The organism is Burkholderia sp. Bp9012 (assembly GCF_003853825.1).
Classification (GTDB): domain Bacteria; phylum Pseudomonadota; class Gammaproteobacteria; order Burkholderiales; family Burkholderiaceae; genus Burkholderia; species Burkholderia diffusa.
In genome coordinates this window covers 35,955-59,315 of the sequence record NZ_QTQA01000034.1, presented here as the reverse complement: position 1 = coordinate 59,315, position 23,361 = coordinate 35,955, and the positions used below count along the sequence as shown (strand labels likewise).

Sequence of the window (23,361 nt, the reverse complement as noted above, 5' to 3'; positions counted from 1 at the left end):
AGCCGGCAAGCTTACCGAGGTCCAAACGCGACATTTCTAAATGGCTAGAACACGACATTTCTAGAAAGCTACTACACCAGGTATATCGATAACTATGATTATGTCAAATACGAAATTCGCCCGACGACACCACTGAGATCCCGATGGGACGCCACCAGAATCCCGCCTCACCGGTCGCTCGCGGCACCGATTTCCGGCGTAAACGCAGCTGCGGCAAAACCGGCGAAACGCAACGTCCCTGACGGCCGTCCGCCAGACGCCGTCTCCAACCACCGCAAACTGCCCGCAACAGGACGATCAGGACAACCACATCCCCTGCATCTTGTGCGAGAAATGCGCGCGCTCGGCCGTCTCCATCAACGACAGGAATTCGTCCTGCATCATGTGGATCAGCGCTTCGTGGTCGCCGGCCTCGAAATACACTTCCGGCTGCTGCGCGAGATGTTCCTCGAGGAACGTCTTCATCCCGTACGCCATACACACCGGCGGCAACGCGCCTAGGTCGCAATCCTTGAACAGTTCGCGCAGTTCGATTTCCCTGGCAAGCACGAGATGACGACCGGTCTTGACCCAGAGATCCGACAGCCGCACTGCATGCGACGTCGGCAGCACGGCGGCGACGTAGCCTTCGTCGTCCTCGAGCAGCACGGTTTTCGCGAGGCGATCGCCGGGGATATGCGCGGCGGCGGCCGTCTCCATGCTGGTATGGCTATACGGGTGGTACACGACTTCGTACCGCGATGACTTCTGGCGCAGGCAATCCTGCAGGGTGGCTGATACAGGCATGGCACACCTCGTCTCGACGAATCGGGCGAACGAAGTTCGCTCCGGATTCGTTCAGCATAGGTCGCATTGCGGCCAATGGAAACGCCCTCGCACGACACCCGGACGGACGGCCCCGACACCTGGCTTCGGCCCCTTTTCCGGTCGGCGCGGCCGCCCTAGCCGCCCTTGCCGGTATGCGAAATTCGGGCCCGGAATACGCATGGAACATGCCGTCCGGCCCCGTCTTTCCTGAAGACAAAACCGGCGATAACCGGTCAAATGCGATTACGCGAATTCATGCGATGGCGGATTCAGACTAGACCGTTAGTTGCATTTTAGGGAAGGGCATCGAGACCTGAAAATCATCTTCGTGATCGCCCGAAATCGGCCGGCCATGCGCCGACAAAGACCGAACCGCGCTCTATACTGAGCCAACCGCCCGCCATCCAGCGGCAACCGATTCCGGGAGCGACCATGCATTACCAGTTGATCTACGAACTCGTCGACGATTACCTGTCCCGGCGCGAGCAGTACCGCGCCGAGCACCTCGCACTCGCGCAGGCGGCAACCGAGCGCGGCGAACTCATGCTCGCCGGCGCATTGCAGGATCCAGCCGACCGGGCCGTGCTCGTCTTCGAAGGCGACTCGCCGGAAGCCGCCGAATCGTTCGCCCGCGCCGATCCGTACGTGCAGCACGGCCTCGTCAAATCCTGGTACGTGCGTCCGTGGCGCGTCGTGGTCGGCAAGCACGCCCCGCGCTAGCAGCGCCCGCGGCTACAGCCACCCCGCCCGCTTGAAGCGCCACCACAACGCGAGATCGGCGGCGACCATCACCCCGATGCAGCCGTAGAAGCCGTACTTGAGGTGCAACTCGGGCATGTTCGCGAAGTTCATCCCGTAGATGCCGGCAATCATCGTCGGTATCGCGAACAGCGCGGCGAACGAACCGAGCCGCTTGGTCACTTCGTTCTCCGCGAGCGAAATCATCCCGAGGTTGACCTGGATCGCGGTCACGACCATCTCGCGCCGCCCTTCGATCGTCTTCACGATCCGCTGCAGGTGGTCGTACACGTCGCGGAAGTAATGCTCCATCCCGCTACAGACCTGCGGAATGCGTCCGCCGGTGAGCTTCGCGAGCGGCTCGATCAGCGGCGCCGTGTGCTGGTGCAGCGTTACGAGCCGGCGTTTCAGCGAATAGAGATCCTCGATGATGACGCGCGACGACGCGGGCGAGGCCTTCGTGAAGATGCGGTCCTCGAGTTCCTCGAGCTCGAGGCCGAGCGTCTCGAGGATCGGGAAATAGCGGTCGACGACCTGGTCCATCAGCGCATAGAACACGAACGCCGACCCCTCCTGCAGCAGATGCGGCTCGCGCTCGCAGCGCTTGCGCACGTCGCGGAAGTCCTGCTCGGTATGGTTGCGAATCGACAGCACATAGTTCGGGCCGACGAACACGTTCAGCTCGCCGACCTTGAATTCGCCGTCGTCGTCGAGCTCGACCATATGGAGCACCGCGAACAGCGAATCGCCGTACTCCTCGATCTTCGGCCGCTGATGCCCCTTGCGGGCATCCTCGAGCGCGAGCTCGTGCAACCCGAATTCCTCGCCCATCAGGTCGATCTCGTCCGGCGTCGGATCCTTCAGCGCGACCCACACGAAACACTCGGGCTTGGACACGTAGTCGCTGATGGCGTCGATATCGATTTCGGCCAGCTTGCGGCCGTCCTGGTATGCAGCACAATTGATCAGCATGTTGTCCGTCTTGTTGCAGTTTTCGCATCAGTTTACCGGTTTGACGCGCGGGCGGCCCGGCTTGCGCGACACGCCGATATTGGTCATGATCGGACTACGTGCGACGCGGCATGCGCACGGCATCGCTTCGACAGACGCACGGCATGGCCGTGCGGCCCAACCGTCAAGGAGACAGACCCATGTGGTATTTCTCGTGGATACTCGGCATCGGCGTGGCGCTCGGCTTCGGCATCATCAACGCGATGTGGCTGGAGGCGGAAGTCTTCTCGCGCGGCGACAAGCGCACCGACGCATCGCGCGCGGATCCGGGGAGCCGGTATTCGTGACGCACCTGGTGTTCTTCTGCGGTCATGCCGGCACCGGCAAGACCACGCTCGCGAAGCGGCTGATCGGGCCGCTGATGCGTGCGACCGGCGAAGCCTTCTGCCTGCTCGACAAGGACACGCTCTACGGCCGCTACAGTTCGGCCGCGATGGGTGCCCTCACCTCCGATCCGAACGATCGTGACAGCCCGCTCTACCTGAAGCACCTGCGCGATCCCGAATACCAGGGCCTGCTCGACACAGCCCGCGAGAACCTCGCGCTCGGCATCGGCGTGCTGGTGGTCGGCCCGCTGTCGCGCGAAGTGCGTGATCGGCGCATCCTCGACCGCACGTGGCTCGGCATCGGGCCGGACGTCGTGCTGACGGTCGTGTGGGTCCACACCGCGGAAGACGTCGCGCACCAGCGAATCGTCGCGCGCGGCAATCCGAACGACGCGTACAAGCTCGCGCACTGGGACGAATACCGGCAACGCCGCTTCGTGCCGACCGGCCACGAATGCGACGGCATCGTGATGTTCGACAACACCGCGCCGTCCGACGCGGACATCGATGCTCTGCTGTACCGCATCGCACCGCCGGCGCCGCAGGCAACGATCGTCCCGCCGCTGCCCGCCTGAGCGGCAGGCATCGCCCTGCTCTTCCCCGCTTCGACTCGCTCAAAAAACAACGCCGGAAGCGCTGTTGCGCTCCCGGCGTCGCACGGCCCTCGTGCCGGAGACCCGTCGTCAGGCGACTTCGTGCACGCGCTCCATCGTGCCGCCTTCGTACAGCTTGCCGAAGCGGTTCGCGAGGAACGCCTTCAGCGACACCTTTTCTTGCGGGATGAAACCGCTCTGCGGCAGCTTCTTCTCGCGGAACAGATCCAGCACCGCGCACATCGCGCCGGCCGTCGTGATCTGGATCGCGCTCATGTGCATCCCGCACACGTCCTTCGCGAAAATCTTGCGCGTGAACACGTCCTGCACGAGCTGACCGTCCTTCACGCCCGTCACCGTGACGAACACGAGCACGACGTCCTGCTTCGTCGACGGCACCGCGCGGCGCATGATCGACTTCAGCGTGTCGCGGTCGCTCGACAGGCGCAGGTCCTCGAGCAGGAACCGCACGAGTTCGCGGTGACCCGGATAGCGCACCGACTTGTAGTCGAGCGTCTCGACCTTGCCCGACAGCGTCTCGCACAGCGTGCCCAGACCGCCCGACGTGTTGAACGCTTCGTATTCGGTACCGTCGAGCGAGAAATGCTCGAGGCCTTCGAGCGGCTGCACCCACTGCTTGCGGCCGTCACGGATCGCTTCGCACGGCTGGCAGTATTCGTTGATCAGGCCGTCGACGCTCCACGTCAGGTTGTACTTGAGCGCGTTGGTCGGATACTCGGGCAGCGCGCCGACGCGCATCTTCACGTCGCGCACTTCGCTGAAGCCGTTCACGAGCTCGTGTGCGGCAATGCCGATGAAGCCCGGCGCGAGGCCGCACTGCGGCATGAACGCGCGGTCCGAACCATCCGCCAGTTCACGGATCGCGTGGGTCGCGCGCACGTCTTCGGTCAGGTCGAAGTAATGGACGCCGGCAGCCTTGGCCGCCGCGGCGACGTTGACCGCAAGGTAGTACGGCAGCGCGTTGACGAGCGCATCGAAGCCCTTCACGGCTTCACGGATCGCATTGGCGTCGGCCGAATCGACACGCTGCGTCGCGATGCCTTCACGCGACAGCTTGGCGAGCGCATCCGCGTCGCGGTCGAACGCGACCACTTCGTAGTCGCCCGTTTCACGCAGCATGTGAGCAATGGTGTGACCGATCAGACCTGCGCCGACGATGGCGATTTTCATGCGCTTATCTCCTGATGATGAGTTTGGTGTTGGTGTACGGCGTCGAGCCATGAACACAGTTTAGGGACGCGCAAAATCAGTTCCAAGACGAAGAATGATGCGAAACGACCGTTTAATTCGACGATATGACGACGTATTTCGTCACAACGACCAAATCGTCTAAAAATCACATATATGACGCGCTGCAAACGGGCCGCGATGGACGCGTTTGGACGGGCACGAAGGAACATGCAAGGCGGAAGATGCGCACGCGAATGAATCGTTGCCCGCGCGCAAGCCGGCATTCGACGCAACGATGCGTGCTCGCGTCCAGATGTGCGACGCAACGCCCCGCCCCGCGGCGAGTGCCGGCGGCGGGTATCAAGGGAAGGGAAAGGAGGAAAAACCGGCGCGACGATTCGAATCGCGCCGCGGTGTCACACGCGACACCGCATGCGATGCGTCATCCGCCGATCGTGCCGCGATCGATCTTGCGCGACAGGATGATCGACGTGGTCGTGCGTTCGACGCCTTCGAGCGTACCGATCTGGTCGAGCAGGTCGTTGAGCCGTTCGGGCGAATCGGCGCGCAGCCACGCGACGTAATCGTACTCGCCGCTCACCGCGCACAGCAGCTGCACCTCAGGCATCCGGTCGAGCTTGCGCAACACGTCCTTGCCGAACTTCGGCGTGAGGATGATGCCGACATACGCATAAATGCTTGCATCGAGCACGTCCTGTCCGAGCCGCACGCTGTAGCCGGCGATCACGTTGGTGCGCTCGAGCCGCGCAATGCGCGCGACGACCGTCGTGCGTGCGACGTCGAGCTGTCGCGCGAGATCGGCGACGCTTGCGCGCGCATCGGCTTGCAGCAGCGCGACGAGTTGCCGGTCGAGGTCGTCGAGTTGGTCGAGACGAGGTGGACGCATGAGGCTGGGCCGGCGTGCAACGCGCCGGCGAAATGGAACGTGACGCGATGATAGCGCCGAACGCCGGTGCGCCCAAACGGCATCGCACGCGGTCACGGGCTTACGCGTTCGTCTCGCCGGCCTCGTTCGCGTGCGGCGTCCGACGTCGATCGAACGCCGTCCGCCCACTATGTCCCTTTCAATTTCGATTCGTTTCGGATGTAAGCAAGTGTCGCATTCACTGCCGCGCCGCACGCAACGTGCTACTAATAATGTGCGACGCGAGAGGCGCGCTTGCGGCGGTTGCCGTCGCGCCCGTTCGCACGACACCACCCGGAGAGCCAATCATGAAGAAAATCTCGCTCACCCTCGCTACGCTCGCCGTTGCAGCCAGCGCATTCGCGCAAACGCCGGCGCAGCCGCAAGCGCCCGCTCCGTCAGTGACGGCTGCGGCGTCGGCCCCGAGCGCCGAACAGCGCGCGGCACGCCACGAAGCGCGCATCGAGCAGCGTATCAAGTACCTGCACGATCAACTGAAGATCACGTCGGCGCAGGAGCCGCAATGGAAGACGTTCGCCGACACGATGCGTGAAAATGGCGACACGATGGGCCGCCTCTATCGCATGCGGATGGAAAGCCAGAACGTGTCCGCGGTCGACGATATGAAGCAGTACGCGGAACTCGCGCAGGCGAACGCGGACGGCGCGAAGAAGCTCGCCGACGCATTCGCGCCGCTCTACCAGAGCTTCCCGGCCGACCAGAAGGCACTCGCCGACACGACGTTCCGCAGCTGGCTGCATCACGGCGGCGAACACCGCGGCAAGGGCAAGGCCCGGAGCAAGGAAGGCAAGGCAGCCGCCGCGCCGGCCGCCAGCGCGCCCGCTCAGCCCTGACGTCCGCCTGCCGGCGCCACGGTGCCCGTCCGGGGCGAACGGCGTCGCGCATCCCGCAGGAATCCGGTGCGTCACACGGCGCGCCGGATTCGGGATAAGCTCCCGGCTTTTCCCGCACTTCCCCCCGCCATGCTCGAACTCAAGCACATCGATCTGCGTACCGACCCGCAGGCCCGTCGCGTCGTGAAGGACGAAACCGTCACGGTCGCATTCGCGGAGGCCGACGGCGAACTGATGAGCCTCGAAGGCCCGAACCGCTATATCGCGGGCGACGCGCTGATCACCGGCTCGACCGGCGACCGCTGGGTCGTGTCGCGCGCTCGCTTCGACGCGAAGTACCTGCCCGCCGATCCGGCGCTCGCGCACGGTGCGCCGGGCGCCTACCGGAACCGTCCGGCCGTCGTGCTCGCCCGCCGGATGGACGAACCGTTCACGATCGCCCGCTCGGAAAACGGCGACACGCTGCGCGGCATCGCCGGCGACTGGGTGATGCAGTATGCGCCCGGCGACTACGGCGTCGTCCAGGCGCAGCGTTTCGCGCAGGTCTACCGCGACGCATAACGCGTAATGCGTAGCGCGCGACGCCGGCATCGCGCCGGCGCGCTCGCTCACGTCAAGGGTCAGGCAAAGTCTTCGTCGAGTTCGAGTTCCGCGTCGCGCTCGACGGCCTCGCCGGCCGCGTGCCGCTCCTCGAGCGAGCCCAGCATCGCTTCCGTGTACGCATGCAGCACCGCATGGCTGCGGGCGCGCTGCATCGGCCTGAGCGCCAGATAGCGCGCCAGCGCGGCCGGCACGATGCGGATGTCGAGCGTCATCCGTTTCGGCGTCGAACCGAAACGCATCGCCAGCCACTGCACTGACAGGAAGCGTCCGCGTTCGTCGGTGCTTTCGACAAAGCGCGTCTGCTCCGGAAAGAGATCGCAGATCACGCGCGCGAGCGCGTCGAATTCGGCGCTCCGGCATTCGATCAGATAGTCGTCCATTCCGCCTCTCCCGTCAGGCCGCCGCACGCGGCGACCGGCACGTCTTCGCCAGCACGGCGACCAGGATCGCGGCCAGCACGAAATACGCGGCCTCGAGCGATCCGGCCGGCAGCACGCGCACCTGATACAGCAGCGCCGGCGCGACCGCCAGCGCATGCAGCACGATCGCGAGCGGCAGCACGCCCGCGCGGCCGGCGCGCACGCCGCGCCAGACCAGCACCGACAGCGCGAGTTGCACCACGAACGCCGAGCAACGCTCGAGCAGCAACAGCAGGATCGACTGTGCCGACAGCGTCGCCAGCATCACGTGCAGCCGCTCGACGGTATCGCCCGGCAGGTCCGCGAGCTGCGTCTCGAGCTGGCCGCGGCTCGCGAGCCACGCAAGATACGACCACTGGCCCCATATGAGCACGCCGACGAACCAGGCTTCGGCACCGGCATTGCCGATCCCGTAGCCGATGCCGCGCCCGTCGCCGGCCGACGCGCCGTAGCGGCGGTTCAGGAACCGGATCCCGAGATAGCGGCCGACTTCCTCAAACACGGCAGTCGCGAGCGCGCTGTACGCGACGAACGCGAGCGGCTGCGTGAGCCAGCCGCCGGCGGGCGTCTGGCTCAGCACGAGGCCATGGAATGCGCGTTCGACGATCATCGCGAACAGCGTGAAGACGGCGACACCGACGATCGTGTCGCGGCGGTCGAGCGAAAGTGGCTTGCGCAGAATACGGAAGAGAACGAACGGCAGTAGCGCGATGATCAGCGTGGCGGCGATCAGCACCGCCAGCGTGACGGGAGCGACAGTCATGAATTTCCTTGTTCGGGGCAGCGCACCTGACGCGCGCCGTGCCCCGAATGATACTCAGCTTGCGGTCGACGCGCGCGCAATCAGCTCGCCCGGCAGCAACGCGACGCGCACGTCGCCGGCCGCGCCGTCGATGCGCTCGTGCACGAATTCGACCGCCTTGTAGCCGATCTCGTAGGTCGGCTGGCGAATCGTCGTGATGCCGATCAGTTCGGCCCATTCCGGATCGTCGATCGACAGCAGCGCGGCCTTTTCCTGCCACGCCGCGCCGAAACGCGCGCGCAGATGGCGCGCGATCGCGAGCGCGACCGGCGCGTTGGCGGCGAACAGCGCCGCACGCACGCCGCGCCGCACCGCGTCGTCGATGCGCGCGTCGAGGTCGGCAAGCGCCGCCGCAGCCGCGGCGGGCTCGTTCAGGTCGAGCACGACCGTCGGCGGCACCGGCAGCCCGCGCGCGTCGAGCGCCGCGCGAAACGCGGCCTCGCGCAGGCGCCGCGAGCTGACACGCTCGAACGGCTGCACGACGAAATGGATCGCATCGAAGCCGCGCGCGACCAGGTGCGCGATCGCCATCTCGATCGCATCGGTATTGTCGAGCCCGATCAGGTCGGCCTCGAAGCCCTCGACCGTCCGGTCGACGAGCACGGCCGGAATGCCGGCGCCGCGCAGCGGACGCAGCACGTCTTCCTCCGCGCCGAGCGCGTTGACGATCAGCCCTTCGACCCGGTAGGTCGTGAGCAGCTGCAGGAAGCGCCGCTCCATCTCGACTTCGTTGGCCGCGTGACAGATGAGCGGCATGTAGCCGAGCGCGTGGCACGCGGCCTCGACGCCCTGCAGCACTTCGACGGTATACGGATTGGTCAGGTCGGCCGCGAGCATGCCGAGCAGCCGGTTGCGGCCGCGCTTCAGCCCGCGCGCCATCTGGTTCGGCCGGTAGTTGAGGCGCGCGATCGCCGTCTCGATCCGCTGGCGCAGATCGGCGGACAGCACGTGCGTCTCGCCGTTCAGATAGCGCGAAACGCTGGTCTTGCCCGTGCCGGCTTCGCGTGCGACGTCGCTGATCGTCGCCGGACGCTGCGTGGAAGGTTGCGAATCGCTCAAGTCGTGCCTCGCGACGTACGATCCGCGCCGCTTCGTGTGCGGACGGACCTTTGTTGTTGGATACGAAAGCCACCCGGCGGACGCCGCCGCTCCCCTGCTTCGCGGTCGATCGAAGCCGGCGCGTTCGCGCCTGCTCCGGTCGCCTGAAACGCACGGCGATCGGCCGCACCGGACCTGGCACGGATGCCCGCCGCCGAACGCCACCGGCCGCGTGGCCGGGTCGTCGATGCGACGAGCGGGCGATCATAACGCAGCCTGCCCTCCGGTACCAAGACCATCGCCTCTAACCCAGCCGGCGGCCCCGCCGACTGACCGGCCCCGCTCAGGCGCGCGCGAGCGCGTCGGGATTGACGAGGTTCGTGCGCAGCGTCCCGGCCAGCGCGCCGACCAGGTTTTCCGCGGCGCAGCGCGCCATCGCATGGCGCGTCTCGTGCGTCGCCGAGCCGATATGCGGCAGCGCGACGACATTGTTCATCCGCAGCAGCGGCGAATCCGCCGGCAACGGCTCCTTCTCGAACACGTCGAGCCCCGCGCCGCGGATCGTGCCCGCGCGCAGCGCGTCGACCAGTGCGGCCTCGTCGACCACCTGCCCGCGCGATGCGTTGATCAGGATCGCGCCGCGCTTCATCTTCGCGAATTCGGCCGCGCCGATCAGGTGACGCGTTTCCGGCGACAACGGCACTTGCAGGCACACGAAATCCGACTGCGCGAGCAGTTCGTCGAGCGTCACGCGGCGGGCGCCGTACTGCGTCTCGGCTTCGGCGTGCGCGGAACGGTTCGCGTACAGCACCTGCATCCGGAAGCCGAGCGCCGCGCGGCGCGCGACCGCGCCGCCGATCCGCCCGAGCCCGACGATGCCGAGGGTCTTGCCCTGCACGTCGGTGCCGTACAGATCGGGGCCGATGCTGCGATGCCAGTGGCCGGCCTTCACCCATTCCGCCAGTTCGACCACGCGCCGCGCGGACGCGAGGATCAGCGAGAACACGGTATCGGCGGTCGATTCCGTCAGCACGTCGGGCGTATGCGCGAGCACGATGCCGCGCCGAGTGAGATCCGCGACGTCGAAGTTGTCGTAGCCGACCGAGATCGTCGACCAGGCCTTCAGCCGCGGTGCGCGATCGAGCATCTGCGGCGTCACCTTCAGGCTCGCGCCGATCGCGCCGTCCGCGTCGCCGAGGGCATCGGCGAGCGCGTCGGCGCCGTCGGCCTGCACGACTTCCGCATGCTCGCGCAGGTACGCGAGCACGTCATCGGGCAGCGGCTTGTACGCGACGATACGAGGCTTCATCGTTTTCATTTTCCTTGCAGCGGCGTCGCGAGCGGGTGCGCATCGCGCGCCTGGGGTTTGACGGACAGCGTGAGGATCACCGCGGCCACGAGCGCGGCGCTCATGAACGCATACGATGCGACGGGCGACCCGGTCGCCCCGTTCAGGTAGCCGACGAAATACGAGCCGACGAACGAGCCGAGCGCGCCCATGCTGTTGATCAGCGCCATTGCGCCGCCGGCGACGTTCTTCGGCAGCAGTTCCGGGACGATCGCGAAAAACGGGCCGTACGGCGCGTACATCGCGGCGCCCGCGACGACCAGCAGCGCATACGAGATCCAGAAATGCGACGAGCCGAGCGCATACGACGCGGCGAACGCGGCCGCGCCGACCAGCAGGAACGGCCACACGAAGCCGCGGCGCGAACCGACCTTGTCGGACGCCCACGACGCGACCAGCATCGCGATCGTCGCCGCGAGGTACGGCAGCGCCGACAGCCATCCGGTCGCGACCATGCCGAGCTCGGAGCCGTTCTTGACGATCGACGGCAGCCACAGCACGAAGCCGTACACGCCGATGCTCCAGCAGAAGTATTGCGCGCACAGCTTGATCACCGCCGGCGAACGGAATGCCTCGCCGTAGTTGCGCACGGGCTTGATCGCTGCCTGTTCGGCCGCGAGCGCGGCATCGAGGTCGCTCTTTTCCTGCGCGTTGAGCCACGGCGAATCGGCTGGCTTGTCCTGCACGAGGAACCACCAGCACACGGCCCAGATGATGGCCGGCACGCCTTCGGCGATGAACATGTGGCGCCAGCCGAATTCGTGCACGAGATAGCCTGACACGATCGACATCCACAGCACGGTGACCGGGTTGCCGAGGATCAGGAACGTGTTCGCGCGCGAGCGTTCGTTCTTCGTGAACCAGTTGCTGATATAGATGAGCATCGCCGGCATCACGGCCGCTTCGACCACGCCGAGCATGAAGCGGATCGCCATCAGCGACGGGATGTTGGTGACGACGCCCGTGAGCGCGGCGCACGCACCCCACAGGACGAGGCTGGCGAACACGAGCTTCTTGACACTGCGGCGCTCCGCATAGATTGCGCCCGGAATCTGGAAGAAGAAGTAGCCGAGGAAGAACAGCGCGCCGATCAGCGACGACAGGCCCTTGCTGATCCCGAGGTCCTGGTTGATGCCGGCCGCTGCCGCGAACCCGTAGTTTGCGCGGTCGAGATAAGCGAGGCTGTAGGTGATGAAGACGATCGGCATGATCGTCCACCAGCGTCGTGCTGCGAGATTGGCTGCCATCAGTGTGTCTCCTGTGTCGACGGGAGTTGGCGCTTCAGCGCCTACTCCCGTCCCATGCCGCTGTTGGCAGGAGTTAGCGCTTCAGCGCTTACTCCTGCCCTGCGGCGGTCGACGGAAGTTCGCGCTTCAGCGCCTACTCCCGTCCCATGCCGCTGTTGGCAGGAGTTGGCGCTTCAGCGCTTACTCTTGCCCTGCGGCGGTCGACGGAAGTTCGCGCTTTAGCGCCTACTCCCGTCCCATGCCGCTGTTGGCAAGAGTTGGCGCTTCAGCGCTTACTCTTGCCCTGCGGCGGTCGACGGAAGTTCGCGCTTTAGCGCCTCCTCCCGTCCCGTCCTTTCGGGAATCGACCGGCATCGGCGCATCGGCGCCTGCTCCGGCCTCATGCAAAACCGTGCACGAAGCACGAAATGGGTCCGCGGATTGTGCCGTGTCCGGCCTCTCATTGCGCGGTGACGCTTTCCTCTAAGCGATCGGCGCGATTGCTGACGTTTTCGAGCCGATCGAGTGCCTCGCGGGTCGGCAAGCCTTCCGAATCGCCGATTACCTGGATCGCGAGCGCCCCGATGCGGTTGCCGCGCGCGACCGCGTGCTCGACGGACCGGCCTTCCAGCAGCGCGCTGACCACGCCGACCGCGAAGCCATCGCCGGCGCCGACCGTGTCGACCACGTTCGCGACGCGCTCGCCCGCAACCACGCCCTCGCGGTCGTCGGCCGTGCGGAAGTACGCACCCTCGGCGCCCAGCTTGATCACCACGCCGCGCGCACCCTGTGCCAGGTAGAAGCCCGCGATATCGGCCGGCGTGTCGTGCCCGGTGAGCTGCTGCCCTTCGGCGAGCCCTGGCAGCACCCAGTCGGCGAGCGTCGCGAGCGCGTTCAGCGTCTTCGCCATCACGTCGGCGGACGGCCACAGCGTCGGGCGCAGGTTCGGATCGAACGAGATCGTCTTGCCGGCCGCGCGCATCTCGCGCGCCAGCTGGAAAGCGAGTTCGCAGGACGTCGCGGAGATCGCCGGCGCGACGCCCGTCAAGTGCAGGTGACGCGCGCCGAGCACGTAGTCGGCCACGTAGTCGTCGCACGACAGGTGGCTCGCGGCCGAGCCCTTGCGGAAATATTCGACGGTCGGGTCGCTGCCGTCGTCGTTGCGCGACTTCAGCTGAAAACCGGTCGGATAGCGCGGATCGACGGTCACGCACGATGCGTCGATGCCTTCGCGCGCAAGCGTGTCGAGCACATAACCGCCGAACGAATCACGGCCCACCCGGCTCATCCAGCCGACCCGGAAGCCGAGCCGCGACAGGCCGATCGCGACGTTCAGGTCCGCGCCCGCGATCCGCTTCGTGAATTGCGCCGCGTGCGCGAGGTGGCCGGGTTCGGCGGCGACGAACATCGCCATCGCTTCACCGTAGGTCACGACATCGAGTTCTGCCTTCATGAATGAATTCCTCCGTATCCTTCCTGCGTCACGCGGCGGCGAGCCACGCCACGCGCCGGCCGGCATCGCCCGCCAGGTCGTTGGCATCGAACGGGAATTCGATGCCGCGCGGCGCCGCTTGCGGCAGGGCCGCGAGCACGCCCGAGACGAGCGTGTCGCCCGGCGCCGGCGCCACAGCGAAACGGCGTGCGCCCTCGCCAACGACTGCCTTGCAATGAATGTATTCCACATGCGGCGCGAGCGCGTGCGCGCACGCGAGCGGCGCTTCGCCCGGCCACTGCCAGTTGCCGATGTCGAACGTCATGCCGAGCGCATCCGGCATGCCCGCTTCGGTCAACGCGGCGAACAGCCCGCTGAATTGAGCGAGCGCGCCCCCCACCGGCAGCTGGCCGTTCTCGACCACCACGCGGGCACGCGCGCCGCGCGACAGCGCGACGATCTCGGACGCATGCGCGTCGCCGGCGAAGCCGCCGAGCTGGAACTTGACGAAGCGCGCCCCGAGCGCGTCGGCTTCCATGAGCGTGTCGCGCAACGCGTCGGCATCGAGCGCGCCGGTTTCCGTGTACAACGTGGCCGGCGTCGAATAGACCGACCAGAGCCCGTGCGTGGCGAGTGCCGTGCCGAGCGCGGCCAGCGCGCCGGGCGTCGCGTCGTCGTCCGATGCGAACAGCTCGCGCCTTACCTCGAAGCCGGTCGCCCCGGATGCGGCCGCGGTCGCGATGAATGCACGGTGGCCCTCCTGACGCACGCGGTCCATCCCGAATGCGCTCGCCACGATCACGATGTCTGCCATTTCTGCCCTTTTTTCATCCGAATGGAACCGGTTCCATTTGCTTGAGACGGATGGTGCACTTCGCGTCGGGTGCACGCCATAGAGGAAATCCCTAGCCCACACCGCCGCCCGCCTGGGCATGTGCATCCGGCGTTCCGGGACCCGCGTCGGCGGCTATTTTTCGTCGTGCGTGATGCACATGTCGAGGAACTGGGCAGCCACGCGCGACGGCGCGGCGCCGTGCGGCACGAGGATCGAGAAATGGCGCGTGAGCGGCGCGGGGGCCAGCGAGCGCGGCACGAGCGCCGCGTCCTCGTGGCGCAGCGACATCGCGGAGACGAATCCGACGCCCATCCCCGCGCGCACGGCCTCCTTCACGGCCTCGACGCCCGCAATCTCGAACGCGACGTGCATCGGCGCGCCGCCATGCGCGAACGCGCGTTCGACGAGCTGGCGCACGCCGGAACCCTCCTCGCGCAACACGAGCGGATGCGCGGCGAGTGCGTCGAGCGTGACGCCGGCTTCGTACTCCGGCGCGGCGAGCGGATGTCCGGCCGGCACGACCGCGACGATCTCGTCCTCGTGCCACGCATGCACGGCGGTGCCGGGCGGAAGCGCCTCGCCGGGCGGCCCTTCGATCATCGCGACGTCGAGCGACGCCAGCGCCGCAACCACGTCGGCCGTATTGCCGCTCATCGTGTGAATCGCCACCCGCGGCACGCGCGGCTGAAACGCCGCGATCAGGTACGGCAGCAGGTAGCTCGCGGGCGTCGTGCTCGCGCCGATCCGCAGCGTGCCGGCCTCGAGCCCGCGCACGGCGTCGCGAAACGCGCGCGCCTGCGCGAATGTGTCGCGCTGCGCCTTGGCATACTGCGCGAGCTGTTCGCCGACCGGCGTCAGGCGGATGCCGCGGCCCTCGCGCTGGTACAGCGGCTCGCCGAACTCGTCCTGCAGCAGGCGCAGCTGGCCCGACACGGCCGGCTGCGACAGATGCAGCGCCAGCGCAGCGCGGCTGATGTTCAGGTGTTCGGCGACGGCCGCGAACGTTATCAGTTGATCCGGGGTCATGGGAATTAATTATCGGTTTTCCGGATAGTTTACGTCACAAATCACAATTTCTCATATCGATATAACCAATTTAGGATTAGGCCATCGCAACCTGTTTCATCACGGTGCCCCATGTCCACTGCTCCGACTCCCCATCTCAACCACGCCGCTCCGTCGACGCGCGGCCAGTTGAACGGCGTGCTGTTCGTCGCGCTGTTCGCCGCCGCCGTCACCAGCCTGTCGCAACTTCCGGCGATCGCCGGGCTCGGCCTGTCACCGCTGATCGTCGGCATCGTCGCAGGCGCGCTGTACGGCAACGCCCTGCGTGACGGCATGCCCGCGAGCTGGGCGGCCGGCGTCAACTTTTCCGCGCGCAAGCTGCTGCGCATCGCGGTCGCGTTCTTCGGCCTGCGCGTGAGCCTGCAGGAGATCGCGCAGGTCGGCCTGCCGGGCCTGACGGTGTCGGTGCTGGTCGTCGTGAGCACGCTCGCGATCGGCACCTGGGTCGGCATGAAGGTGATGAAGCTCGATCGCGACGCGGCGCTCCTGACCGCCGCCGGCAGCGCGATCTGCGGCGCGGCCGCCGTGCTCGCGTTCGAGTCGACGCTGCAGTCGAAGCCGCATCAGAGCGCGATGGCCGTGGGCAGCGTCGTGCTGTTCGGCACGCTGTCGATGTTCCTCTACCCGCTCGCATATCACGCCGGCCTGCTCAATCTCGACCCGACCGGCCTCGGCCTGTTCTTCGGCGGCACGATCCACGAGGTCGCGCAGGTGGTCGGCGCGGCGAGCGACATCAGCCCGCAGGTCGCGCACGTCGCGACGATCGTGAAGATGACCCGCGTGATGCTGCTGGTGCCGGTGCTGCTCACGCTCGGCTGGTGGCTCGCCCGCTCCGCACGCTCGGCCGGTGCGCGCGCCGACGGCGCGCAAGGCAAGCGCAAGGTGGCGGTGCCGTGGTTCGCGCTCGGCTTCCTCGGCTTCGTGATCGTCAATTCGCTGAACGTACTGCCCGCCGACGTCACGCACACGCTGAACGTGCTCGACACCTTCGCGCTGACGATGGCGATGACCGCGCTCGGCATCGAGACCCGCGTGTCGCAGATCCGCGAGGCCGGCCCGCGGGCCCTGACCACCGGCCTGATCCTGTACGTCTGGCTGATCGCCGGCGGCTACGGGATCACCTGGGCCGTGCAGCACTGGCTTGGCTGAGCCGCGCATCCGTGCCGCGACACGCGCCGCGCCCGACGGGAAGGTCCCGCGGGCGCGGCGCAGTGCTATGCTTCGCGTCGTTTTCCTTCGTCCTCTTCATCACCCTCTTTCAGCCGTGCTCTCGTTCCTGCTGAAGCTGCGCACTCGCGCCCAGACGCTGTTCCGCCTGTCGGACGCCCATACGATGCTGATCTGGTCGGCCATCGTCGGCGTCGGCGGCGCCTTCGCCACCATCGCGTTTCGCGAAGGCATCGACCTGATGCAGCGCCTGATCTCCGGACACAGCGGCAGCTTCGTGCAGATGGCGAGAAGCCTGCCGTGGTACGTGCGGTTCTGGATGCCGGCCGCGGGCGGCTTCCTGGCCGGCTGCGTGCTGCTGCTGGCGACGCGCGGCGTCCGGAAATCCGGCAACACCGACTACATGGAAGCCGTCGCGCTCGGCGACGGCGTCGTGCCGGTGCGGCAGAGCCTGTGGCGCAGCGTGTCGTCGCTGCTGACGATCGGCAGCGGCGGCTCGATCGGCCGCGAAGGCCCGATGGTGCAGCTCGCGGCGCTCACCGCGTCGCTGGTCGGCCGCTTCGTGCACTTCGACCCGCCGCGCCTGCGGCTGCTCGTCGCGTGCGGCGCGGCAGCCGGCATCACGTCCGCATACAACGCGCCGATCGCCGGCGCGTTCTTCGTGTCCGAAATCGTGCTCGGCACGATCGCGATGGAGAGCTTCGGGCCGATGGTCGTCGCATCCGTCGTCGCGAACATCGTGATGCGGGAATTCGCCGGCTACCGGCCGCCATACGAGATGCCGGTGTTTCCGGCCGTGACGGGCCCCGAGGTGCTGCTGTTCGTCGTGCTCGGCGCGCTGTGCGGCGTGCTCGCGCCGCAGTTCCTGCACCTGCTCGATGCATCGAAGAACCAGTTCAAGCGGCTACCCGTGCCACTGCCGGTGCGGCTCGCGCTCGGCGGCCTCGCGGTCGGCGTGATCTCGGTGTGGATTCCGGACGTGTGGGGCAATGGCTATAGCGTCGTGAACCAGATCCTGCATTCGCCGTGGACCTGGCAGGCGCTCGTCGCGGTGCTGGTGTTCAAGGTGATCGCGACCGCCGCGACCGCCGGCTCGGGCGCGGTCGGCGGCGTGTTCACGCCGACGCTGTTCGTCGGGGCCGTGTTCGGCTCGCTGTTCGGGCTCGCGATGAACGCGCTGTGGCCCGGCCACACGTCCGCGTATTTCGCGTATGCGATGGTCGGAATGGGGGCGTTCATGGCCGGCGCCACGCAGGCGCCGCTGATGGCGATCCTGATGATCTTCGAGATGACGCTCAGTTACCAGGTCGTGCTGCCGCTGCTGGTGTCATGCGTGTTCGCGTATTTCGTCGCGCGTGCGACCGGCACGACGTCGATGTACGAGATCACGCTGCGCCACCACCAGGACGCGCAGGAACGGCTGCGGCTGCGCACCACCCAGATGCGCGAGCTGATCCAGCCCGCGCAGACGGTCGTGCCGCTCACCGCGAGCGTTGCCGACATGACGCGCGTGTTTCTCGAGTATCCGGTGAAGTACCTGTACGTGACCGACGACGCCGGGCGCTTCCGCGGCGCGGTCGCATTGAAGGACATCACGTCCGACCTGCTCGACAAGCGCGACACGACCGACAAGACGGCCGCGCACTACGCGCATACGCCGTTTCCGCTGCTCACGCCCGACATGCCGCTCGCGACCGCGCTCGAACGCTTCATGGCGTTCCAGGGCGAACGGCTGCCGGTGATCGAAAGCGAGGCCGAGCCGACGCTCGCCGGTGTCGTCTACAAGACATCGCTGCTCGACGCGTATCGGCGAATGACCGGCGAGCGCTGACAGACACGGGGTGCGGCGCGCGATACGGCGCGCCGCGTCCTCGCTCGCGGCGCCGTCGGCGCCGACCGACTGCCGGATCGTTCAGTCCGGCGCGCGCCCCAGCACGACCCGTGCGAAAAACCCCGCGAGCACCGATTCGGCCACGTCGCCCGACACGTGCTGCGGATCGGCCGTATAGTACGACTGCACGCCGTCGCACAGGCACATCAGCCCGAACGCGAGCGTCTCGGCCGGCAGCAGCAGCGGCGTACCCGCGCGCTCGGCGAAGCGCTGGATGAATTCGGCCATCTGCAGCCGCTTGCCATGCAGGAACTGGTTGAAGCGCACGCGAAACTTCGCGTCGCGCGCCGCCTGCAACTTCGCCTCGCCCCACAGCAGCGAATATTCGTCGTCGCGAAACAGCGTGCGGTAGTACGCGAGCGCCATCGACTCCATCTGCTCGCGCGGGCCGCCTACCTCGAAGATCGCCTCGAAATCGGCCCGCACCGAATCATGGTCGCGCTCGAGCAGTTCGAGCAGCAGTTCCGACTTGCTGCGGAAATTCGAATAAAACGCGCCGCGCGTATAGCCGGCCGCCGCCGCGATGTCCTCGACGCTCGCGGCGACATAGCCTTTCTTCATAAAAATACGATGCGCGGCATTCAGCAGACGTTCGCGCGTCTGGTCCCTGCTCTGCTCGCGAGTTAAGCGCTGTGGTTTCATGGCGCGCAGTCTAGCACCAACTCCCTTTCGGATTCATCTTTGCATTCAGATACAGGTGTGTATTAGAATCCGCCACAGTTTCCGAACGACCTTGTTCGGCTGTGTTCGTGGGCGCCGGGCCGGCGCCACTCGGGGCAAGCGCCCGCCGCGCTTGCCGGCTTCGTTCTGCTCTCACCTCATCTGGGGGTTTCGTGAATCGCTCCGGTTCCCGCGCCGTGCTGCTGATCGGCACCGCGCTCGTCCTCGCCGCCTGCCACCCGAAGGAAGCCGCGCCGCCTGCGCCGCGCCCAGTCGTCGCGCTGCCTGCGCACGCCGACGGCGCCGCGGCTGCCGCCACGCTGCCCGGCGAGATCCAGCCGCGTTACGCGACGCCGCTATCGTTCCGCATCGCGGGCAAGATCGTCGAACGCAAGGTGCGGCTCGGCGATACGGTCAAGGCCGGCCAGGTCGTCGCGCTGCTCGATCCGTCCGACGTCGAGAAGAACGCCGCGAGCGCGCAGGCGCAGCTCGATGCCGCATCGCACAGCCTCGCGTTCGCGAAGCAGCAGCTCGACCGCGATCGCGCGCAAGCACGCGAGAACCTGATCGCGACCGCGCAGCTCGAACAGACCCAGAACAGCTACACGTCGGCGCTCGCGCAGCGCGACCAGGCGCAGCAGCAACTCGCCCTCGCGAAGAACCAGCTCCGCTATGCGACGCTCGTCGCCGATCACGCGGGCACCATCACCGCCGAACAGGCCGACACCGGCCAGAACGTTTCCGCCGGCCAGGCCGTCTACCAGCTCGCGTGGTCGGGCGACGTCGATGTCGTCAGCGACGTGCCCGAAGCCGCGCTCGCATCGCTCACGCCCGGCCACGCGGCGAGCGTCACGCTGCCGTCGCTGCCGGGCCGCCAGTTCGCCGCGAAGGTACGCGAAATCGCGCCGGCCGCCGATCCGCAAAGCCGCACTTACCGCGTGAAGCTCACGCTCGCCGCCCCCGATCCGGCCGTGCGCCTCGGAATGACCGCAAACGTCGCGTTCGACGGCGCGCCGGCTGCCGGCAACGCGCCGAGCATCACGCTGCCCGCGACCGCGCTGTTCCACGACGGCCCGCATCCGGCCGTGTGGGTCGTGCGCACGAAGGACGACACGCTCGAACTGCGCCGCGTCGACGTCGCGCGCTTCAACGAACGCACCGTCACCGTGTCGAGCGGGCTGCAGCCTGGCGAGCGCGTCGTGCTGCAAGGCGTGCATACGGTCAGCGCGGGCGAGAAGGTGCGGCCGATCGCACCGCTGCATCCGGAGGACTTCGCGTCATGAGCGGCCCCCGCGAAGAAGGTCGGTTCAACCTGTCGGCATGGGCGCTGCGCCACCAGGCGCTGGTCGTCTACCTGATCGCGCTCGCGACGCTCGCGGGCATCCTCGCGTACACGCGGCTCGCACAATCCGAAGACCCGCCGTTCACGTTCCGCGTGATGGTGATCCGCACGTTCTGGCCCGGCGCGAGCGCGCGGCAGGTGCAGGAACAGGTGACCGACCGGATCGGCCGCAAGCTGCAGGAAACGCCGGCCATCGACTTCCTGCGCAGCTATTCGCGGCCCGGCGAATCGCTGATTTTCTTCACGATGAAGGACTCGGCGCCCGTGAAGGACGTGCCCGAGACCTGGTACCAGATCCGCAAGAAGGTCGGCGACATCGGCTATACGCTGCCGCCAGGCGTACAGGGCCCGTTCTTCAACGACGAGTTCGGCGACGTCTACACCAACATCTGGACGCTCGAAGGCGACGGCTTCACGCCCGCGCAACTCCACGACTATGCGGACCAACTGCGCACGGTGCTGCTGCGCGTGCCGGGCGTCGGCAAGGTCGACTACTTCGGCGACCCCGACCAGCGGATCTTCATCGAGGCCGACAACACGCAGCTCACGCGTCTCGGCATCTCGCCGCAGCAGCTCGGGCAGGCGATCAACGCGCAGAACGACATCTCGTCTGCCGGCGTGCTCACGACCGCCGACGATCGCGTGTTCGTGCGGCCGAGCGGCCAGTTCGACAACGTCGCCGCGATCGCCGACACGCTGATCCGCATCAACGGCCGCACGTTCCGGCTCGGCGATCTCGCCACCGTGAAGCGCGGCTACGACGATCCGCCCGTCACGCAGATGCGCACGAAAGGCCATGCCGTGCTCGGCATCGGCGTGACGATGCAGCCGGGCGGCGACGTGATCCGGCTCGGCAAGGCGCTCGACGCCCAATCGAAGGACCTGCAGGCGCAACTGCCGGCCGGCCTCAAGCTGACGCTGGTGTCGAGCATGCCGCATGCGGTAGCGCATTCGGTCGACGACTTCCTCGAAGCGGTTGCCGAAGCCGTTGCGATCGTGCTGGTCGTGAGCCTCGTGTCGCTCGGCCTGCGCACCGGGATGGTCGTCGTGATCTCGATCCCGGTCGTGCTCGCGGTGACCGCACTCTTCATGTACCTGTTCGACATCGGGCTGCACAAGGTGTCGCTCGGCACGCTCGTGCTCGCGCTCGGGCTGCTCGTCGACGACGCGATCATCGCCGTCGAGATGATGGCCGTGAAGCTCGAGCAGGGCTACAGCCGTGCGCGCGCCGCCGCGTTCGCGTACACGAGCACCGCGTTCCCGATGCTGACCGGCACGCTCGTCACGGTGTCGGGCTTCCTGCCGATCGCGCTCGCGAAATCGAGCACCGGCGAATACACGCGCTCGATCTTCGAGGTGTCGGCGATCGCGCTGATCGCGTCGTGGTTCGCGGCCGTCGTGCTGATTCCGCTGCTCGGCTATCACCTGCTGCCCGAACGCAAGAAGCACGCGCACGAAGCTCACCTGCCGGACGATCACGAGCACGACATCTACGACACGCGCTTCTACACGCGCTTGCGCGGCTGGATCGACTGGTGCATCGAGCGCCGCTTCGTCGTGCTGCTGATCACCGGCGCGCTCTTCGTCGTCGCGCTGATGGGTTTCTCGCTCGTGCCGCAGCAGTTCTTCCCGAGCTCCGATCGACCCGAGCTGCTGGTCGACCTGCGGCTGCCCGAGGGTGCGTCGTTCGCGGCGACGCTGCGCGAGACCGAACGCCTCGAAAAGGTGCTCGACAAGCGGCCCGAGATCGACCATTCGGTGAATTTCGTCGGCAGCGGCGCGCCGCGCTTCTACCTGCCGCTCGACCAGCAGCTGCAGTTGCCGAACTTCGCGCAGTTCGTCGTCACCGCGAAATCGGTCAAGGATCGCGAGAAGCTCGCCACCTGGCTCGAAACCACGCTGCGCGACCAGTTCCCGGCCGTGCGCTGGCGCCTGTCGCGGCTCGAGAACGGCCCGCCCGTCGGCTACCCCGTGCAGTTCCGCGTGAGCGGCGACGACATCGCGACGGTACGCTCGATCGCCGAGAAGGTCGCGGCGACGATGCGCGGCGACGCACGCACGGTGAACGTGCAGTTCGACTGGGATGAGCCGGCCGAGCGCTCGGTGCGCTTCGAGCTCGACCAGAAGAAGGCGCGCGAGCTGAACGTCACGTCGCAGGACGTGTCGAGCTTCCTCGCGATGACGCTGTCCGGCACGACCGTCACGCAGTATCGCGAACGCGACAAGCTGATCGCGGTCGACCTGCGTGCGCCGCGCCCCGATCGCGTCGATCCCGCGAAGCTCGCGGGCCTGGCGATGCCGACGCCGAACGGCCCCGTGCCGCTCGGCTCGCTCGGCCGCTTCACGCCCACGCTCGAATACGGCGTGGTGTGGGAACGCGATCGCCAGCCGACCATTACCGTGCAGTCCGACGTACGCGCCGGCGCGCAAGGCATCGACGTCACGCATGCGATCGACGGCAAGCTGAATGCGTTGCGCGCGCAACTGCCGGTCGGCTACCAGATCAACATCGGCGGATCGGTCGAGGAAAGCGCGAAGGCGCAGGCGTCGATCAACGCGCAGATGCCGCTGATGGCGATCGCCGTGTTCACGTTGCTGATGATCCAGCTGCAGAGCTTCTCGCGCGTGCTGATGGTCGTGCTGACCGCACCGCTCGGGCTGATCGGCGTGGTCGGCACGCTGCTGCTGTTCGGCCAGCCGTTCGGCTTCGTCGCGATGCTGGGCGTGATCGCGATGTTCGGGATCATCATGCGCAACTCGGTGATTCTCGTCGATCAGATCGAGCAGGACATCGCGGCCGGCCACGGACGCTTCGACGCGATCGTCGGTGCGACCGTGCGGCGCTTCCGCCCGATCACGCTCACGGCCGCGGCCGCCGTGCTCGCACTCATTCCGCTGTTGCGCTCGAACTTCTTCGGGCCGATGGCGACCGCGCTGATGGGCGGGATCACGAGCGCGACCGTGCTGACCCTGTTCTACCTGCCCGCGCTGTACGCCGCGTGGTTCCGGGTGAAGCGCGACGAACGCGACCCGCGCGACGGCCCGCTGCCAGGCGGCAGCGCACCGGCCGCGCCGTCGGGAGCCTGAC

General features: G+C 67.2%; 22 protein-coding genes. 9 read left to right on the top strand and 13 right to left on the bottom strand.

Annotation, left to right across the window (positions count from 1 at the left end):
• Positions 1–297: 297 nt before the first annotated feature.
• Entirely contained in the window at positions 298–786 is a 489-nt protein-coding gene (locus DIE11_RS31910; RefSeq protein ID WP_044848239.1) for an aminoacyl-tRNA deacylase, read from the bottom strand.
• Between the two features lie 453 nt (positions 787–1,239).
• Here DIE11_RS31910 and DIE11_RS31905 point away from each other — a divergent pair, with 453 nt between their 5' ends.
• Positions 1,240–1,527 (top strand): YciI-like protein, encoded by a 288-nt coding sequence (locus DIE11_RS31905; protein WP_059606847.1) that lies wholly within the window; start codon positions 1,240–1,242, stop codon positions 1,525–1,527.
• Between the two features lie 12 nt (positions 1,528–1,539).
• Here DIE11_RS31905 and corA read toward each other — a convergent pair whose 3' ends face one another.
• Complete coding sequence (gene corA / locus DIE11_RS31900) at positions 1,540–2,517, bottom strand: magnesium/cobalt transporter CorA (RefSeq protein WP_124629433.1); 978 nt, start codon at positions 2,515–2,517, stop codon at positions 1,540–1,542.
• A 179-nt stretch (positions 2,518–2,696) separates the two neighbouring features.
• Here corA and cydX point away from each other — a divergent pair, with 179 nt between their 5' ends.
• A complete protein-coding gene (gene cydX, locus DIE11_RS31895) occupies positions 2,697–2,843 on the top strand; it encodes a cytochrome bd-I oxidase subunit CydX (protein WP_082729050.1) in 147 nt (48 codons plus the stop codon).
• Positions 2,840–3,457 carry an ATP-binding protein gene (locus DIE11_RS31890; protein WP_059524280.1) on the top strand — a complete coding sequence of 206 codons (618 nt, stop codon included), beginning with the start codon at positions 2,840–2,842 and terminating at the stop codon, positions 3,455–3,457. The genes cydX and DIE11_RS31890 overlap by 4 nt, the downstream gene beginning before the upstream one ends.
• Before the next feature lie 108 nt (positions 3,458–3,565).
• Here the strand turns inward: DIE11_RS31890 and DIE11_RS31885 are convergent, their stop codons facing one another.
• The gene (locus DIE11_RS31885; protein ID WP_124629432.1) at positions 3,566–4,666 is read right to left on the bottom strand and encodes a saccharopine dehydrogenase family protein; all 1,101 of its coding nucleotides are present in this window, start codon (positions 4,664–4,666) and stop codon (positions 3,566–3,568) included.
• A 442-nt stretch (positions 4,667–5,108) separates the two neighbouring features.
• The gene (locus tag DIE11_RS31880; RefSeq protein ID WP_006481526.1) at positions 5,109–5,573 is read right to left on the bottom strand and encodes an Lrp/AsnC family transcriptional regulator; all 465 of its coding nucleotides are present in this window, start codon (positions 5,571–5,573) and stop codon (positions 5,109–5,111) included.
• Positions 5,574–5,899: 326 nt separating this feature from the next.
• Here DIE11_RS31880 and DIE11_RS31875 point away from each other — a divergent pair, with 326 nt between their 5' ends.
• Positions 5,900–6,445 (top strand): Spy/CpxP family protein refolding chaperone, encoded by a 546-nt coding sequence (locus DIE11_RS31875; RefSeq protein WP_124629431.1) that lies wholly within the window; start codon positions 5,900–5,902, stop codon positions 6,443–6,445.
• 129 nt (positions 6,446–6,574) lie between these two features.
• A complete protein-coding gene (locus tag DIE11_RS31870; protein ID WP_124629430.1) occupies positions 6,575–7,006 on the top strand; it encodes a PGDYG domain-containing protein in 432 nt (143 codons plus the stop codon).
• A gap of 59 nt (positions 7,007–7,065) precedes the next feature.
• On the opposite strand, the gene DIE11_RS31865 is transcribed toward DIE11_RS31870, so the two are convergent.
• The 8 genes from DIE11_RS31865 to DIE11_RS31830 all read right to left on the bottom strand — a co-directional run bounded on the left by DIE11_RS31865 (position 7,066) and on the right by DIE11_RS31830 (position 15,174).
• Positions 7,066–7,428 (bottom strand): DUF3022 domain-containing protein, encoded by a 363-nt coding sequence (locus DIE11_RS31865; protein ID WP_124629429.1) that lies wholly within the window; start codon positions 7,426–7,428, stop codon positions 7,066–7,068.
• 13 nt (positions 7,429–7,441) lie between these two features.
• Entirely contained in the window at positions 7,442–8,230 is a 789-nt protein-coding gene (locus DIE11_RS31860; RefSeq protein WP_124629428.1) for a YhfC family intramembrane metalloprotease, read from the bottom strand.
• A 54-nt stretch (positions 8,231–8,284) separates the two neighbouring features.
• Positions 8,285–9,328: a LacI family DNA-binding transcriptional regulator gene (locus tag DIE11_RS31855; RefSeq protein WP_059606862.1), complete on the bottom strand. Its 1,044-nt coding sequence runs from the start codon at positions 9,326–9,328 to the stop codon at positions 8,285–8,287.
• Between the two features lie 322 nt (positions 9,329–9,650).
• The gene (locus tag DIE11_RS31850) at positions 9,651–10,616 is read right to left on the bottom strand and encodes a D-glycerate dehydrogenase (protein ID WP_124629427.1); all 966 of its coding nucleotides are present in this window, start codon (positions 10,614–10,616) and stop codon (positions 9,651–9,653) included.
• 5 nt (positions 10,617–10,621) lie between these two features.
• The gene (locus tag DIE11_RS31845) at positions 10,622–11,902 is read right to left on the bottom strand and encodes an MFS transporter (RefSeq protein WP_059606864.1); all 1,281 of its coding nucleotides are present in this window, start codon (positions 11,900–11,902) and stop codon (positions 10,622–10,624) included.
• A gap of 439 nt (positions 11,903–12,341) precedes the next feature.
• Positions 12,342–13,334, bottom strand: coding sequence for a sugar kinase (locus DIE11_RS31840; RefSeq protein WP_124629426.1), 993 nt, complete (start codon positions 13,332–13,334; stop codon positions 12,342–12,344).
• A gap of 28 nt (positions 13,335–13,362) precedes the next feature.
• Positions 13,363–14,127 carry a TIM barrel protein gene (locus tag DIE11_RS31835; protein WP_124629425.1) on the bottom strand — a complete coding sequence of 255 codons (765 nt, stop codon included), beginning with the start codon at positions 14,125–14,127 and terminating at the stop codon, positions 13,363–13,365.
• 153 nt (positions 14,128–14,280) lie between these two features.
• Positions 14,281–15,174, bottom strand: coding sequence for a LysR family transcriptional regulator (locus DIE11_RS31830; protein ID WP_124629424.1), 894 nt, complete (start codon positions 15,172–15,174; stop codon positions 14,281–14,283).
• A 111-nt stretch (positions 15,175–15,285) separates the two neighbouring features.
• On the opposite strand from DIE11_RS31830, the gene DIE11_RS31825 reads away from it, so the two are divergent.
• Together DIE11_RS31825 and DIE11_RS31820 are read left to right on the top strand one after the other, a co-directional pair.
• Positions 15,286–16,362, top strand: a complete 1,077-nt coding sequence (locus DIE11_RS31825; RefSeq protein ID WP_124629423.1) for a YeiH family protein — start codon at positions 15,286–15,288, stop codon at positions 16,360–16,362.
• Between the two features lie 115 nt (positions 16,363–16,477).
• The gene (locus DIE11_RS31820) at positions 16,478–18,211 is read left to right on the top strand and encodes a ClcB-like voltage-gated chloride channel protein (RefSeq protein WP_221622477.1); all 1,734 of its coding nucleotides are present in this window, start codon (positions 16,478–16,480) and stop codon (positions 18,209–18,211) included.
• Positions 18,212–18,292: 81 nt separating this feature from the next.
• On the opposite strand, the gene DIE11_RS31815 is transcribed toward DIE11_RS31820, so the two are convergent.
• The gene (locus DIE11_RS31815; RefSeq protein WP_124629421.1) at positions 18,293–18,913 is read right to left on the bottom strand and encodes a TetR/AcrR family transcriptional regulator; all 621 of its coding nucleotides are present in this window, start codon (positions 18,911–18,913) and stop codon (positions 18,293–18,295) included.
• A gap of 191 nt (positions 18,914–19,104) precedes the next feature.
• Here DIE11_RS31815 and DIE11_RS31810 point away from each other — a divergent pair, with 191 nt between their 5' ends.
• The gene (locus DIE11_RS31810) at positions 19,105–20,214 is read left to right on the top strand and encodes an efflux RND transporter periplasmic adaptor subunit (RefSeq protein ID WP_124629420.1); all 1,110 of its coding nucleotides are present in this window, start codon (positions 19,105–19,107) and stop codon (positions 20,212–20,214) included.
• Complete coding sequence (locus DIE11_RS31805) at positions 20,211–23,360, top strand: efflux RND transporter permease subunit (protein ID WP_124629419.1); 3,150 nt, start codon at positions 20,211–20,213, stop codon at positions 23,358–23,360. The genes DIE11_RS31810 and DIE11_RS31805 overlap by 4 nt, the downstream gene beginning before the upstream one ends.
• Position 23,361: the final 1 nt, after the last annotated feature.

Bases quoted from the DNA above. Each gene is read 5' to 3' on its own strand.
- DIE11_RS31885 (WP_124629432.1), bottom strand. From the start codon at position 4,666: ATGAAAATCGCCATCGTCGGCGCAGGTCTGATCGGTCACACCATTGCT.
- DIE11_RS31815 (WP_124629421.1), bottom strand. From the start codon at position 18,913: ATGAAACCACAGCGCTTAACTCGCGAGCAGAGCAGGGACCAGACGCGC.
- DIE11_RS31830 (WP_124629424.1), bottom strand. From the start codon at position 15,174: ATGACCCCGGATCAACTGATAACGTTCGCGGCCGTCGCCGAACACCTG.
- DIE11_RS31850 (WP_124629427.1), bottom strand. From the start codon at position 10,616: ATGAAGCCTCGTATCGTCGCGTACAAGCCGCTGCCCGATGACGTGCTC.
- DIE11_RS31805 (WP_124629419.1), top strand. From the start codon at position 20,211: ATGAGCGGCCCCCGCGAAGAAGGTCGGTTCAACCTGTCGGCATGGGCG.
- DIE11_RS31875 (WP_124629431.1), top strand. From the start codon at position 5,900: ATGAAGAAAATCTCGCTCACCCTCGCTACGCTCGCCGTTGCAGCCAGC.
- DIE11_RS31860 (WP_124629428.1), bottom strand. From the start codon at position 8,230: ATGACTGTCGCTCCCGTCACGCTGGCGGTGCTGATCGCCGCCACGCTG.
- DIE11_RS31880 (WP_006481526.1), bottom strand. From the start codon at position 5,573: ATGCGTCCACCTCGTCTCGACCAACTCGACGACCTCGACCGGCAACTC.
- DIE11_RS31910 (WP_044848239.1), bottom strand. From the start codon at position 786: ATGCCTGTATCAGCCACCCTGCAGGATTGCCTGCGCCAGAAGTCATCG.
- cydX (WP_082729050.1), top strand. From the start codon at position 2,697: ATGTGGTATTTCTCGTGGATACTCGGCATCGGCGTGGCGCTCGGCTTC.
- DIE11_RS31825 (WP_124629423.1), top strand. From the start codon at position 15,286: ATGTCCACTGCTCCGACTCCCCATCTCAACCACGCCGCTCCGTCGACG.
- DIE11_RS31835 (WP_124629425.1), bottom strand. From the start codon at position 14,127: ATGGCAGACATCGTGATCGTGGCGAGCGCATTCGGGATGGACCGCGTG.
- DIE11_RS31865 (WP_124629429.1), bottom strand. From the start codon at position 7,428: ATGGACGACTATCTGATCGAATGCCGGAGCGCCGAATTCGACGCGCTC.
- corA (WP_124629433.1), bottom strand. From the start codon at position 2,517: ATGCTGATCAATTGTGCTGCATACCAGGACGGCCGCAAGCTGGCCGAA.
- DIE11_RS31905 (WP_059606847.1), top strand. From the start codon at position 1,240: ATGCATTACCAGTTGATCTACGAACTCGTCGACGATTACCTGTCCCGG.
- DIE11_RS31870 (WP_124629430.1), top strand. From the start codon at position 6,575: ATGCTCGAACTCAAGCACATCGATCTGCGTACCGACCCGCAGGCCCGT.
- DIE11_RS31845 (WP_059606864.1), bottom strand. From the start codon at position 11,902: ATGGCAGCCAATCTCGCAGCACGACGCTGGTGGACGATCATGCCGATC.
- DIE11_RS31840 (WP_124629426.1), bottom strand. From the start codon at position 13,334: ATGAAGGCAGAACTCGATGTCGTGACCTACGGTGAAGCGATGGCGATG.